This window comes from Novosphingobium sp. NFX11 (genome assembly GCF_057376415.1).
In genome coordinates, this window is the sequence record NZ_CP080384.1 from 3008142 (window position 1) to 3022488 (window position 14347).

9 protein-coding genes, 1 tRNA gene and 3 pseudogenes are annotated in these 14347 nt (G+C 65.8%); 4 read left to right on the forward strand and 9 right to left on the reverse strand.

Going from position 1 to position 14347, the window contains the following annotated elements; genetic code table 11:
* The first annotated feature begins 49 nt into the window (after positions 1 to 49).
* A complete protein-coding gene (locus tag KZO24_RS15415; RefSeq protein ID WP_285019654.1) occupies positions 50 to 1381 on the forward strand; it encodes a hemolysin family protein in 1332 nt (443 codons plus the stop codon).
* A gap of 401 nt (positions 1382 to 1782) precedes the next feature.
* Here the strand turns inward: KZO24_RS15415 and KZO24_RS15420 are convergent, their stop codons facing one another.
* The 9 genes and pseudogenes from KZO24_RS15420 to KZO24_RS15460 all read right to left on the reverse strand — a co-directional run bounded on the left by KZO24_RS15420 (position 1783) and on the right by KZO24_RS15460 (position 9981).
* Positions 1783 to 2199 (reverse strand): DUF3035 domain-containing protein, encoded by a 417-nt coding sequence (locus KZO24_RS15420; RefSeq protein ID WP_271182571.1) that lies wholly within the window; start codon positions 2197 to 2199, stop codon positions 1783 to 1785.
* A gap of 16 nt (positions 2200 to 2215) precedes the next feature.
* Positions 2216 to 2722: a signal peptidase II gene (lspA, locus tag KZO24_RS15425; protein ID WP_271182572.1), complete on the reverse strand. Its 507-nt coding sequence runs from the start codon at positions 2720 to 2722 to the stop codon at positions 2216 to 2218.
* Between the two features lie 8 nt (positions 2723 to 2730).
* A pseudogene (gene ileS / locus KZO24_RS15430) lies at positions 2731 to 5700 on the reverse strand (isoleucine--tRNA ligase).
* A 229-nt stretch (positions 5701 to 5929) separates the two neighbouring features.
* Positions 5930 to 6859 carry a bifunctional riboflavin kinase/FAD synthetase gene (locus tag KZO24_RS15435; RefSeq protein WP_271182574.1) on the reverse strand — a complete coding sequence of 310 codons (930 nt, stop codon included), beginning with the start codon at positions 6857 to 6859 and terminating at the stop codon, positions 5930 to 5932.
* A gap of 11 nt (positions 6860 to 6870) precedes the next feature.
* Positions 6871 to 7356 carry a dihydrofolate reductase gene (locus KZO24_RS15440; protein WP_271182575.1) on the reverse strand — a complete coding sequence of 162 codons (486 nt, stop codon included), beginning with the start codon at positions 7354 to 7356 and terminating at the stop codon, positions 6871 to 6873.
* Positions 7357 to 7367: 11 nt separating this feature from the next.
* Positions 7368 to 8426: a 5-(carboxyamino)imidazole ribonucleotide synthase gene (locus KZO24_RS15445; protein ID WP_271182576.1), complete on the reverse strand. Its 1059-nt coding sequence runs from the start codon at positions 8424 to 8426 to the stop codon at positions 7368 to 7370.
* Between the two features lie 130 nt (positions 8427 to 8556).
* A pseudogene (purE, locus tag KZO24_RS15450) lies at positions 8557 to 9011 on the reverse strand (5-(carboxyamino)imidazole ribonucleotide mutase).
* 27 nt (positions 9012 to 9038) lie between these two features.
* The gene (gene gpmA, locus KZO24_RS15455; protein ID WP_211150728.1) at positions 9039 to 9725 is read right to left on the reverse strand and encodes a 2,3-diphosphoglycerate-dependent phosphoglycerate mutase; all 687 of its coding nucleotides are present in this window, start codon (positions 9723 to 9725) and stop codon (positions 9039 to 9041) included.
* A 61-nt stretch (positions 9726 to 9786) separates the two neighbouring features.
* Positions 9787 to 9981, reverse strand: coding sequence for a hypothetical protein (locus tag KZO24_RS15460; RefSeq protein ID WP_008830757.1), 195 nt, complete (start codon positions 9979 to 9981; stop codon positions 9787 to 9789).
* 128 nt (positions 9982 to 10109) lie between these two features.
* On the opposite strand from KZO24_RS15460, the gene KZO24_RS15465 reads away from it, so the two are divergent.
* The 3 genes and pseudogenes from KZO24_RS15465 to KZO24_RS15475 all read left to right on the forward strand — a co-directional run bounded on the left by KZO24_RS15465 (position 10110) and on the right by KZO24_RS15475 (position 14286).
* Positions 10110 to 10184 (forward strand) — tRNA-Thr (locus KZO24_RS15465).
* Positions 10185 to 10374: 190 nt separating this feature from the next.
* A pseudogene (locus KZO24_RS15470) lies at positions 10375 to 13156 on the forward strand (TonB-dependent receptor).
* Positions 13156 to 14286 (forward strand): phytase, encoded by a 1131-nt coding sequence (locus KZO24_RS15475; RefSeq protein WP_271182578.1) that lies wholly within the window; start codon positions 13156 to 13158, stop codon positions 14284 to 14286. The pseudogene KZO24_RS15470 and the gene KZO24_RS15475 overlap by 1 nt, the downstream one beginning before the upstream one ends.
* Positions 14287 to 14347: the final 61 nt, after the last annotated feature.

Consider the following 14347-nt stretch of genomic DNA (forward strand, 5'->3'; position numbering starts at 1 on the left):
ACACGGGTTCTTCGCGCGGCGCACAATCTCTGCTAGCCGTGAAAGCACTGTGACACCCTTTCCCTGGACCGACGTCCTCATCATCATCGGGCTGATTCTGCTGAACGGCCTGTTCTCGATGTCCGAACTGGCCATCGTCTCCGCGCGCACGCCGCGCCTCAAGATGTCCGCCGACAAGGGCAGCCGGGCCGCCCTGACCGCGATGGAACTGGCAGCCGACCCGGGCCGCTTCCTCTCGACGGTACAGATCGGCATCACGCTCATAGGCATCATCGCGGGCGCTTATTCGGGCGCGAGTCTCGGCCAGCCGGTCGGCGATCGCCTCGCCACGCTCGGCGTGCCGGTCCGTTTCGCAGGCGAGCTGGGTTTCGCGCTGGTGATCATTGCCACGACATACGCCAGCGTCGTCGTCGGCGAACTGGTGCCCAAGCAACTGGCCCTGCGCATGGCCGAGCCGGTTGCGCTGGTCATGGCCCGCCCGATGAGTATCCTGGCGACGGCGATGGGTCCGTTCGTCTGGCTGCTCGACAAGTCCTCGGGCCTGATCCTGCGCCTGTTCTCGATCCGCAGCGGGGATACCGAGCGTCTCACCGCCGAGGAACTCCACATGATTTTCGCCGAGGCCACCCGCACCGGCGTGATCGAGGAGGAGGAGCGCGCGATGATGACCGGCGTGATGCGTCTCGCCGAGCGTCCCGTGCGCGAACTGATGACCCCGCGCAACCAGATCGACTGGATCGACGCCGACGCCGACGAGACCCAGCTGCGCGCCAAGATCGCCGCCTCGCCGCACTCGCTGCTGCCGGTGGTGGCGGGCGAAGGCGCACCAGACAACGTGGTCGGCATCCTCAAGGTCAAGGAAGTGCTCGCCGCGCTGGTCGAGGGCCGGACGGTCGAGGTCCGCGCGATGATGCGCAAGGCCGAGGTCATCCCCGACCAGCTCGACGCCATGGACGCCCTGCGCAAGCTGCAGACCGCCGAAGTGTCGATGGCTGTGGTCCACGACGAATACGGTCACCTCGAAGGCGTGGTGACCCCCTCCGACGTTCTGGCCGCGCTGGCAGGCAACTTCGTCTCGCATCAGGACGAGGGCGACGAGCCCATGGTGACCGAGCGCGAGGACGGATCACTGCTGGTCTCGGGCGCCATGCCCGCCGATTCGCTGGCGGATCGCCTTGGCATCACGCTGCCCGAGGACCGTGATTTCGCGACCCTCGCGGGACTCGTACTCCACGTACTGCGCAAGGTCCCGCGCGAGGGCGAGCACTTCATCGATCAGGGCTGGCGTTTCGAAGTCATCGACATGGACGGGCTCAAGATCGACAAGCTCCTCGTCAGCAGCGTCGAGGATGAGGACGACGGCGTCACCGGTGACGGTTGACAAGCCTGCTGGCCGGCTAAGACATGATTGAGAGGGCACGCGGTGCGACCCGCGTGCCCTTTTTCATGTCCAGAAAGAATTAAGGGCCGGCATCGCAGAACACACCTCGTCATCCCAGCGAAGGCTGGGGCCGCTCGCCGCGCAAAGCCCGACCCTCGACCGGACGCTTTGACGATAGCTAAACCTTGGATCGTCATTGCGAGCGTAGCGAAGCAATCCAGAGCGGCGCCGAACTGCCCTGGATTGCTTCGCTACGCTCGCAATGACGAAGGGTGGGGCAATCGCTATGGCAGTAACAGGCCAGCGGTCCCAGCCTTCGCTGGGATGATGGGTTGTGCCCTGCACGATACGAAAAAGGCCGGACTTTCGCCCGGCCTTTTTCGTATCGTTTCAGCGAGAGATCAGCTGCCCACGGCAGTCTGCGCGTCACGCCCATCGCCTTCCGGCGCGGCGAGAATCGCGCGTGTCAGCTGGCCCTTGGCGACCGTGTAGGTCTGCGGATCGCCCACCGTCGAGCGGATTGACGGATCGGCGGTGCCTGCCATGCTCAGCGCCGACTTCTCGATGTCGCTGCGGGCCTGCGGGCCGCCAAACAGCGCATCGAGCGTCTGCTGCTGCATCGAATCATCGGCCGGGCGAGGCTGGCCCTGCTTCGGCGGGCTCAGCGAGAAGTCGGGCGGCACCACCAGCGGGGTCTGGCGCTGCACGGCGAACTCGTCGGGGCGAGCACGGTTGAACAGGCCGGTGCTGCCGCAAGCGGACAGCATGACCGCGCCCGTCGCGACGAGGAGGAGGGCAGCGGTTTTCTTCATGCGCATCAAATTCAACTCGCGTTTAATCTGCAATCGGGGCGGGTTGCGCCTCTGTCTCGGGCTTGTCGCGCGAAAACAGGGAACGGGCAAGGATAATCAGGACGCCGATGGTGATGGCGGCGTCCGCAAGATTGAAGATCAGGAAGGGCCGCCAGCCTCCGAAATGCAGGTCGGCATAGTCGATGACATAGCCGACGCCGAAACGGTCGCGGATGTTTCCCGCCGCACCGCCCAGCACCATGCCGAGCGCCGCGATCTCCGGCAGCTTGCGCTCGCGCAGCAGCCAGACGAACACGAAAGCGGCAATCGCGCCGGTCATGGCGACCAGCGCCCAGCGTCCCTCGGGCGAACCCGCAGTGAACAGGCCGAGCGAGACGCCGAAGTTCTGCGTCCACGTCAGGTTGAAGAACGGCAGGACGTAGACCTGCCCGATCCGGTCGAGATCGATGCCTTCGGTGATCCAGCCCTTGATGCCCTGGTCGATCGCATAGACGACCACGGCGACCAGCAGGCCGATCACACGCTTCATCCAGGGGTTCATTCCACCGGCTCCACGACGTCGTCGCAGCGGTCGCACAGCGCGCCGTCCTCGGTCACTTCCGGGAGATGGCGCCAGCAGCGGCCGCACTTGTGGTCGGTGGAGGGGTGACGGTCACCTCCTCGCCCTGCCCGCGCGTGACTGTCCCGGTGATGAACAGCTCGGCGAGATCGGCCTCAGGTGCGCTTTCGGGCACCGTGACGACGGCGGCCAGGCTGGAGCCGATGATCTTCTCCCGCCGCAGCGGCTCGATCGCCTCGGTCACAGCCGCGCGCAGCGTGCGCAGTTGGGCCCACTTCGCATCGTCTGCCTCGACCGCCGGAACTTCCGGCCATTCGAGCAGGTGAACGCTGTCGCCGTCCGGATAGCGCGATCCCCACGTTTCCTCGGCGGTGAACACGATCACCGGCGCGGCGTAGCGGATCAGCGCGTGGAACAGCGTGTCCAGCACCGTGCGGTAGGCGCGGCGCTTGGGGTCCGTTGGCGCGTCGCAGTAGAGGCAGTCCTTGCGGATATCGAAGAAGAACGCGGAGAGGTCCTCGTTGCAGAAATCGAGCAGCGACCGGACGTAGGTGTTGAAGTCGAAGGCATCGATCGCCCCGCGCAGCGTCGCGTCGAGCTTGCCCAGCAGCGCAAGCACGTAGCGCTCCAGTTCGGGCATCTCCGACACGGGAAGGCGCTCCGCCTCGTCGAAGCCGTCCAGTGCGCCCAGCAGGTAGCGCAGGGTGTTGCGCAGCTTGCGGTACTGGTCGGCGACGCCCTTCAGGATTTCGTCGCCGATGCGGTGGTCCTCGGTGAAATCCACCGAGAGCGCCCAGAGACGAATGATGTCGGCGCCGTTGGTCTCCATGACCTTGAGCGGGCTGATCGTGTTGCCCAGCGACTTGGACATCTTCATGCCCTTGGCGTCCATCGTGAAGCCGTGGGTCAGCACCGCCTTGTACGGCGCATGGCCGCGCGTGGCGCAGCTTTCCAGCAGCGAGGACTGGAACCAGCCGCGATGCTGGTCGGAGCCTTCGAGATAGAGATCCGCCTTCGGGCCGGTATAGCCTTCGGGGCGCAGCAGATCGGGCCAACGGCCTGATTCCAGAACGAAAGCGTGCGTGGAGCCGGAATCGAACCAGACGTCGAGAATGTCGGCGACGCGCTCGTAATCGTCGGCGTTGTAGCCGTTGCCGAGCAGGTCCTGCGCGGCTTCGTCCGACCAGCCATCGACGCCCTTCGCCAGGATCGCGGCGCGGATGCGTTCGTTGACGGCGGGATCGACGAGGTATTCGCCGGTCTTGCGGTGCACGAACAGCGTGATCGGCACGCCCCATGCGCGCTGGCGCGAGAGCACCCAGTCGGGGCGCCCCTCGACCATCGCGCCGATGCGGTTGCGGCCCTTGTCGGGAACGAAGCGGGTTTCGGCGATGGCCTGCAGCGCCGCCTGACGAAGCGTCGGCGCGTCCATCAGGTTTTCCTCGGCGGGATCGATCGCCCCGCCCTCGTTCTCCCAGCGCTTGTCGGCCGGGGTCTTGGGCGAGATATGCGTCATCGCCTTGTCCATCGGCACGAACCACTGCGGGGTGCAGCGGTAGATCACCTTGGCCTTGGAACGCCACGAGTGCGGGTACGAGTGCTTGTAGTCCGCCGAAGCCGCCAGCAAGCCGCCCGCTTCGCGCAGGTCGGAGCAGATCGGGCCGTCGGGGGCGTTGAACTTCGGGTTGATGACCGAGCCCTGTCCGGCCAGCCACAGCCAGTCCTCGCGGTACTTGCCGTCGGCCTCGACCACGAACTTGGGGTTGATGCCGTTGGCCTTGCACAGATCGAAGTCGTCCTCGCCATGGTCGGGCGCCATGTGGACGAGGCCGGTGCCGCTCTCGGTGGTGACGAAATCGCCCGCCAGCAGCGGACGCGGCTCGGCGAAGAAGCCGCCGAGCGCGTGCATCGGGTGGCGAGCGATGGTGCCGGCGAGGTCGGTGCCTTTGCCGCGCCATAGTTCCGCATTGGCTTGGAAGATAACCTTGCTGTCATGACCAGCCGCTTTCAGCAGGCCAGTCAGATATGCGGACATTCGCTCTTGGAAGGACTTTTGCAGTTCCGCAGCAATCAGGAATTTCCTGCCGAACAATGCACGGCCGACGTTGGCATGAGAAGCTGATTCCTGCTCCCCCACCCAACTACGCCTAGTGAAGACGTCTGAAGAACAACATACTCAACCTCCGGCCCATAAGCCAAAGCCTGGTTCACCGGGATCGTCCAGGGCGTCGTCGTCCAGATCACCGCATAGGCGCCGACCAGTTCGGGCACGGCCGACTCAACGATCTCGAACGCCACGTCGATCTGGGTCGAGGTGATGTCCTCGTACTCAACCTCGGCTTCGGCGAGGGCGGTCTTCTCCACCGGCGACCACATCACCGGCTTGGCGCCGCGATAGAGCATGCCGTTCTCGGCGAACTTGAGCAGTTCGCCGACGATGGTGGCCTCGGCCTGGAAGTCCATCGTCAGGTACGGGTTGTCCCAGTCGCCGTTGATGCCCAGGCGCTTGAGCTGCTCGCGCTGCACGTTCACCCAGTTCTGGGCATAGGCGCGGCATTCGGCGCGGAATTCCTCCGCCGGAACCTCGTCCTTGTTCTTCTTTTTCTTGCGGTACTCTTCCTCGACCTTCCACTCGATCGGCAGGCCGTGGCAGTCCCAGCCGGGAACGTAAGGCGCGTCCTTGCCCAGCAGGGTCTGGGTGCGGACGACCATGTCCTTGAGGATGTGGTTCAGCGCGTGGCCGATGTGCATGTCGCCGTTGGCATAAGGCGGGCCGTCATGCAGCACGAACTTGTCGCGGCCGCGGCGGGCGTCACGGGTCTTCTCGTAAATCTTTTCCGACTGCCAGCGCGCAAGAATGCCCGGCTCCTTCTGGGGAGTCCGGCCTTCATCGGGAAATCGGTCTTCGGCAGGAAGACGGTGCTACGATAGTCGCGCTGTTCGGTCATGATCGCGGGGCACTAGAACAAATGCGCGATCGTTGGAAGTGCGAGGATTCGGTGAGGCTCGCCGTCCCCTGCCCGCGTCACCCTGAACTCGTTTCAGGGTCCATTGTGCCGCAAGCCCGGAAGCTGGAATGGTAAACTGCGACTGCGGCCTTGTGGAGCGACAGTCCGGCACCAACCGCCCGATGGACCCTGAAACAAGTTCAAGGTGACGGGGTGCCTGGCCGCGTCGTCAGAGACCCGCCAGCAGTTCGCGCGCTTTCACGCAGTCCCGGTCCATCTGCTCGATCAGCGCGTCGAGCGAATCGAACTTCGCCTCGGGCCGCAGGAAGTGGTGGAACGCCACCTCGATCTCCTGCCCGTAGAGGTCGCCTGCGAAGTCGAAGAAGTGCGGCTCCAGCAGTTCCTTGGGCGGGTCGAAGGTCGGGCGGATGCCAATGTTCGCCGCACCGTGGACCACGCGGCCATCGGGCATGCGGCCGGTCACCGCATAGATGCCGTAGAGCGGGCGCAGGTAGTTCGCCATGTCGAGGTTGGCTGTGGGAAAGCCGATGGTGCGGCCCAGCTTGTCGCCATGCTGCACCCGGCCCCGGATCGCAAACGGCCGCGTCAGCAGGCGTGCGGCCAGTTGACAGTCGCCGCTCTTGAGCGCCTCGCGGATGCGGCTCGACGAGACGGTGCCGCCCGCGTCGCTGACCGGACCGACGGTGCGCCCCTCCAGCCCGTGCGCCGCGCCGACTTCCCGCAGCAATTGCGGATTGCCGCCCTTGGCGCGGCCGAACGTGAAATCCTCGCCGGTGACGACGCCGACCGCGCCCATGTGACGCACCAGCATCTCCTCGATCCACTGCACGGCGGGCATCGCCGCCATCGCCGAATCGAAGTGCAGCACCAGCATCGCATCCGCGCCGGCGGCCGCGAACAGTTCCTGCCGCTGCTCCAGCGTGGTCAGGCGGAAGGGCTCGGCATCGGGCTTGAAGTGGCGGACGGGGTGCGGGTCGAAGGTGGCGACGATGGCCGGGCGGCCCTGCGCCTTCGCCCAGCCGATCGCCTCGCCCACCACGGCCTGATGGCCTTGGTGGAACCCGTCGAAGTTGCCCAGCGCCAGCACGGCACCGCGCAGGGATTCGGGAACGGGTTGGCGGTTGTCGAGGCGAATCATGGGCGTCTCGGCTATAGGGCGCGTGTGAGAGTCACGAAAGCATGTGCCGGTCGGGCACCGTCCGCCGCATGGGCGTCGCGCGCAATTTCAACCCACTCGGGGCCGACTTCGGGCATTACGGTATCGCCCTCGTAATCGCCCGCGATCTCGGTCAGTTCGATCCGGGCGGCGAGCGGGAGGAAGAGAGCATTGATCTCGGCCCCGCCGATCACCGCGACTTCGCCTTCTCCGGCAAGCGCCAACGCCTCGTCCACCGAATGCGCGACTTCGGCGCCTTCCGCGCTCCAGCCGGTGTCGCGGGTCAGCACGATGTGACGGCGGCCGGGCAGCGGCGCGGGAAAGCTGTCGAAGGTCTTGCGGCCCATCACCATCGGCTTGCCCATGGTCAGCGCCTTGAACCGCTTGAGGTCCGCCGGGAGCCGCCAGGGCAGCGCGCCGTCGCGGCCGATCACGCCGTTTTCGGCGCGGGCGTAGATGAGGAAAACCTGCGGCATCATCTTTGGGGCCATCAGTCGAGGATCAGCCGCGTGACATGGCCCATCTTGCGCCCCGGACGGGCGGCGGCCTTGCCGTAGAGGTGCAGGTGGTTGGCCGGGTCGGCGAGGATCGTCGGCCAGTCGTGCGCCTCGTCACCGATAAGGTTGCGCATCTCCACGCCCTTGGCGGCAAGGCCGGTGTCGCCCAGCGGCAGCCCGCAGATCGCGCGGACGTGGTTCTCGAACTGGCTGGTGACCGAGCCCTCGATGGTCCAGTGGCCCGAGTTGTGGACGCGCGGCGCCATTTCGTTGAAGACGGGGCCGTCCTTCGTCGCGAAGAATTCCAGCGTCAGCACGCCGACATAGTCCAGTGCATCGGCAACCTTGGTGGCGAGGGCCCGCGCGGCAGGCACCTGCTCCAGTAGGTCGGCGGGCGCGGGCACGGTGCTGAGTGCCAGGATGCCGCCCTCGTGGACGTTGTGGGCGCTGTCGAAGAAGCGCACCCCGCCGTCCGCGCCGCGGCACAGGATCACCGAGAATTCGGCAAAGAAGGTGACGAAGCCCTCGTAGATCAGCGGCGTCGCGGGAAGGTCCAGCGCGGCGGCGTCCCCGGGCGTCATGATGCGCCACTGGCCCTTGCCGTCATAGCCGTCGCGGCGGGTCTTGAGGATGCCCGGCGCGCCGATCGCGGCGATGGCCCGCGCAAGGTCTTCGGCACTGTCCACCGGGGCGAAGGGGGCAGGGGTGCCGCCGAGGCCAGTGACGAAGCGCTTTTCGTTCAGGCGGTCCTGCGCGGTTTCGAGAGCACGCGCGTGGGCGAGCAACGGCGTGTCGCCCAGCGCCGCGAGCGGGCCAACGGGGACGTTCTCGAACTCGTAGGTCACCACCGCGCAGTCGGCGGCGAACTTCGCCATGGCCTCGGCATCGTCCCAGGCGGCGCACGTGAACTGGGCGCAGACGTCGGCGGCGATCGAGTCCGCCTCGGGCGCGTAGACGTGGCAGCGGTAGCCAAGCTGCGCCGCCGCCATGGCGATCATCCGCCCGAGCTGGCCGCCGCCAAGAATGCCGATGGTTTCGCCGGGAGAGATCATTACGCCTTTACGCCTGCCTTGTGCCGGTGCCCTTCGACAAGCTCAGGGTGAGCGGACTTAGTGCTGAAATTCTAAAACCCAACCCCGCTCGTGCTGAGCGTGTCGAAGCACCTCAGCCAAGCGGGAAACATCAGACCGGCTTTTCCGCTACACCCGCGGTCTGCGCCGCACGGAAGTCCTTGAGCCGTCCCGCCAGCGCCTCGTCCGAGGTGGCCAGGATCGCCGCCGCCAGCAAACCGGCATTGGCCGCGCCCGCCTCGCCGATCGCCAGCGTGCCGACGGGGATACCCGCAGGCATCTGCACGATCGAGAGCAGGCTGTCCTGTCCCGACAGCGCCTTGCTCTGCACCGGCACGCCGAGCACCGGAAGATGCGTCATCGCGGCAATCATGCCGGGCAGGTGGGCAGCGCCCCTGCCCCGGCGACGATCACCTTGAAGCCTTCGCCGTCCGCGCCATGCGCGAAGTCCACCAGCCGCTCGGGCGTGCGGTGCGCCGAGACGATGCGAGCGTCATAAGCGACGCCCAGCTTGTCGAGCATCTCGGCGGCCTTGATCATGGTCGGCCAGTCGGACTGGCTGCCCATGACGATTGCAACTGGTGCAGTCACGGATCAGCGCTCCGAGAGGTAGTAGCGGTCGAGCACCTTGAGATCGTTGTCGAGCTCGTAGACGATCGGCTGGCCGGTCGGGATTTCCAGACCGGTGATCTCCTCGTCGGAGATACCCGAGAGGTGCTTTTCCAGCGCGCGCAGCGAATTGCCGTGCGCGGCGACCAGCACGGTCGAACCGGCATGGAGGTGCGGCACGATCGAGCCTTCGTAATACGGCAGGACGCGGGCGATGGTGTCCTTGAGGCTCTCGGTCATCGGCGTGTCGATGCCCGCGTAGCGCGGTTCGGCCGAGAGGTCGAACTCGCTGCCCTTGTCCATGACGGGGGGCGGAATGTCGAAGCTGCGGCGCCAGACCTTGACCTGCTCGTCGCCGTGCTTGGCGGCGGTCTCGGCCTTGTCGAGGCCGGTCAGGCCGCCGTAGTGACGCTCGTTCAGGCGCCAGTCCTTGGTTTCCGGGATCCACAGGATGCCGGCGGCTTCGAGCGCGAAATGCAGCGTCTTGATCGCGCGGGTCTGCAGCGAGGTGAAGGCGACGTCGGGCAGCAAGCCCTTGTCCTTGAGCAGCGCACCGGCAGCGCGGGCCTCGGCCTCGCCCTTTTCGGTGACGTCGACGTCCCACCAGCCGGTGAAGCGGTTTTCAAGGTTCCACTGGCTCTGGCCGTGGCGAAGCAGGATCAGGCGAGGCAATGTAGGCTCCCTATACTGTCAAGGACCGACGCGGTCTTGCCGCTGTTCGAGATATGGGCCCCTAGCTTTCCGGCGGCGATTTGGCCAGTGGCGGTTTGCTGTCGGGCGATTCGCCCTCCTCGACCGCTTCGCCGAGCGCGGATACGGCACGAGCCTGCGCCTTGCGGCGACGCAGGTTCTCGCGCAGCTTGGCGGCGAGACGCTCTTCCTTCGTGGGTTTTCGAGGCGATTGCGGCGCGTTCATCGCCCGCTGCATTGCCGCTCCGAAAAAGAAAGCACAAGAGGCGCTTGACAATCGAACGCCGCGCGGACAATAGCGCCCCCTGTCTCGGGGGCTTCTGGCCCGGCAGACAGACGCCCCGGTTACCCGGGCCTGGAATATGTGCTGCTGTAGCTCAGTGGTAGAGCGCGTCATTGGTAATGACGAGGTCGGGAGTTCAATCCTCCCTAGCAGCACCATTCCCTTCCCTTTCTCTCATCGAAGATAGCGCATTGCCGGGGCATTCAGCCACCGCGTCTTCTGGCGTGTTTTGCTGCAATGCGGCGACTGTCATCGAACTGTCTTCGCTCTATCACGCGAGCGTCATGGAACAGGCCTACGGGCCGCCCTCAAGGACACACAACGTCGCTTCAGGGAACCATTCCAGCTATGAATCGCTCGCTCCAGCTCGTCGCCGGGCTGCTTGCCTCGGCCTCCTTCGCCACTATCGCTCACGCCGGTGAAGTTGCCGGTCACGTCAACGACGCTACCGGCACCCGCGCGCTACAGTCGGCCACCGTGCGCATCGTGGAACTCAACCGCCAGGTCGAGACCGACCGCGCCGGTTCCTACGTCTTCGGTGACGTGCCCGCCGGCACCTACACGCTCGAAGCGCGCTACGTCGGTGCGGAAGTGACGACCCAGACCGTCAACGTCGCTGCGACCGGCCGTATCGAGGGCAACTTCGACCTCGCGGCGATCGGCGGCGGCGACATTCTCGTCACCGGCATGACCGCGAACATGACCAGCGCCCTGTCCCGCCAGAAGGCCGCGGACGGCGTGGAATCGGTCCTGACCCGCGACGCGGTCGGCCAGTTCCCCGACCAGAACGTGGCGGAATCGCTGCGCCGCCTGCCGGGCGTCAACATCCTCAACGATCAGGGCGAAGGCCGCTACGTCTCGGTCCGCGGTCTCGACCCCGAACTCAACGGCACCTCGGTCAACGGCGTGCGCCTGCCCGCCCCGGAATCGGATGTGCGTTCGGTCGCGCTGGACGTCATCTCATCCGACACCATCAGAATCGATCGAAGTGAAGAAGAGCTTCACCCCCGACATGGATGGCGACTTCATCGGCGCCTCGATCGAGATCAACACCACCAGCGCCTTCGATTCCAAGAAGAACCGCTACTCGGTCAGCGCCGAGGGCAGCTGGAACGACTATTCGGGCAAGGTCATGCCCAAGGGCTCGTTCGACTTTACCCAGAAGCTGGGTGACGACTTCGGCATCGCCGGATCGGTCAGCTACTACAAGCGCAAGTTCGAGACCGACAACGTCGAGACTGGCGGCTGGAGCCTCGACGACGCCGGCAACGCCTGGGCCGAATCGGTCGAATATCGCGACTATGACGTGGAGCGTACCCGCATCAACGCGGCGCTGTCCGCCGACTGGCGCGTGTCGGACACGACCAAGGCCTATATCCGCGGCAACTGGGCGCAGTTCGACGACCACGAATACCGCCGCCGCACCACGCTCGACTTCAGCGATTTCGAGGACGGCCCGACCTCCAGCACCGACAGCGGCGCGACTTTCGACGGCGACGACGAGCGCATCACCGTCAACCGCGACCTGAAGGACCGCTTCGAGCGCCAGCGCATCCGCTCGGTCTCGATCGGCAGCGACACCGACACCGGCGTGTGGAAGTTCAAGTGGATGGGCAGCTACGCCAAGTCCACCGAGCGCGAGAACTTCTCGATCGACCCGACCCGTTTCCGTGCGCGCTTCACGGAAGGTACCGTGGTCGACATGGATTACGCCAACAAGTACTATCCGACCTACTCGGTGACGCAGGGCGCGGACAGCTTCAACGATCCCAGCGAGTATGAATTCAACCGTACCGAGCTGACCACGCTGTCCGACAGCCGTGACCAGGAATGGGCGATCAAGGCAGACCTCGCCCGCACCTTCGCAGGTTCGAACGGCGACTTCACCGTGCAGGTCGGCGGCAAGGCCCGCTGGCGCAAGAAGTCTTACGACTTCAACATGACCTACTACGAACTGGCCGACGATGCGCCGGACTATACGCTGGCCGACGTGCTGGGTTCGCAGACCTACCGCCTGGTCAACATGGGCCCCGTCGCCAGCAAGGGCGGCCCGGCCGACTACCTGCTCGCGAACCCCGGTTCCTTCGTGGTCAACGATTACGAGACGGACTTCAACTCGGCGACCAGCGACTACTCGGTGCGTGAGGACATCGCGGCCGGTTATGCGATGGCGCGCTGGGACAGCTCGACGCTGCGCGTGATCGGCGGCGTGCGCATGGAGCGTACGTACAACGAGCTGAACGGCCAGTACGTGACCGACAGCGACGACGTCGTGGTCACCCCGGTCAGCTTCACCCGCAGCTACACCAACTGGCTGCCCAGCCTGACGGTGCGCTACAGCCCGCAGCAGAACATCGTGGCGCGTCTGGCGGGTTACAAGACCGTCGTGCGTCCCAAGCTCTCGCAGATGGCTCCGCGCAACACCATCAACGATGACCTCGAACTGGAAGTCGGCAACCCCGAGCTGAAGCCCTATCAGGCCTGGAACCTCGACGCCGGGTTCGAATACTACTTCTCGAACAATGGCGCATTCTCGGTTGGCGGGTTCTACAAGTCGATCAAGGACTACACTTACACCCAGCGCACCCGTGAGGCCGGCACCTATCAGGGCGTCGAATATAGCGAGCTGACGATGCCGGTGAACGGTGACACCGCCGAGATCGTGGGCCTCGAGGCCAGCTTCAGCCAGTCGTTCTCGATGCTGCCCTCGCCGTTCGACGGCCTGCTGACGCAGATCAACTACACCTACACGTACGCCCGCGGCACGGTGCTGGACGGTGACGACGTGGCGCGCCGGATCAACCTGCCCAACGCCTCGAAGAACACCTTCAACGTCGTGCTGGGCTACGAAAAGGGTCCGATCAGCCTGCGCGCTGCCGGCACCTTCCGCGACAAGTACCTCGACGAAGTGGGCGACGATGCCGAGACCGACCGCACCGTCAACCAGCACTTCCAGCTGGACCTCTCGGCCAAGTACAAGCTGACCGACAACATCAAGCTGTTCGCCGACTGGGTGAACGTCAACAACGCCAAGTACTTCGCCTACCAGAACCTCGGCGGCGCCAAGCGCGTGCTGCAGTACGAGGAATACGGCTCGACGGTGAAGTTCGGCGCAAGGATGTCGTTCTGATGAAGCGCAACCTCACGCGCATCGCCGATGTCGTGAAGCTGGGGTCGGGAGCTTTGCTCCCGGCCCTCCTGCTTTCCGCCTGCGCGACGACCTCAACCATTGGCACCACCGGAGCACCCGAAGCTCCCCGTCCCCGCTATCCCGCCATCGACATTCCCGCCGAGGGCGAGACCACGCCGGTCGGCACCGGCAATGCCGATGCGGCGGACGATCCGGCGATCTGGCGCAATGCGGCGAATCCCGCCGCCAGCCTGGTCCTGGGCACCGACAAGAAGGCCGGGCTCTACGTCTACGCCCTCGACGGTACGGTGAAGGACTTCTCGCCCGCCGGTGCGCTCAACAACGCGGACCTGCGCGAAGTGCGCATGGCCGACGGCTCCACCCGCATCCTCGTCGGCGCCAGCGACCGTACCGACCGCGCCGAGCCGCGCATCGCGCTGTTCGGCCTCGACGGTGCGACCGGCAAGCTCTCGGTGCTCGGCTCCGGGACGTTCCTCCCCGCAGACCATGCCCCGGCGGAGGCCTACGGCTTCTGCATGGGTGCTCCGCTCGCGGCGGGCGAACTCGCCCGCGCCTACGTCGTGCTCAAGGACGGTACGGTCGCCGAGAGCCGCATCGTCGAGAACGCCGGCAAGGTTTCGGCCGAGCACTTGCGCGACGTCAAGTTCGCGACCCAGTCCGAGGGCTGCGTCGTCGATGACGTGACGAAGACGCTCTACGTCGCCGAGGAGGACGTGGCGATCTGGAAGGTGCCGCTCTCACCGGCGACGCTGACCGCATCCTCCTACGCCCGCGTCGGCGAAGCGGACGGTCTGGTCGACGACATCGAGGGCCTTGCCATCGCCCGCAACGCCGAAGGCCGCGCCTGGCTCGTCGCCTCCAGCCAGGGCGACAACGCCTATGCGCTGTTTGATCTCGCCACCGGCAAGCCCGCAGGCCGCTTCCGTATCAACGGGGGCGCCATCGGCGGGACCAGCGACACCGACGGCATCGAAGTCGTGCTCGGCGACTTCGGACCGCAGTATCCCGAAGGACTGTTCATGGCGCAGGACGGCGACAACGCCCCCAAGGCGCAGAACTTCAAGCTGTTGTCGTGGCGCTCGATCCGCACCGCGCTGGGCATCCGGTAACCCGACTCTGCCGCATCCGCGTGTGACTCGATCTCGCGGATGCGGTAGAACGGCGACCATG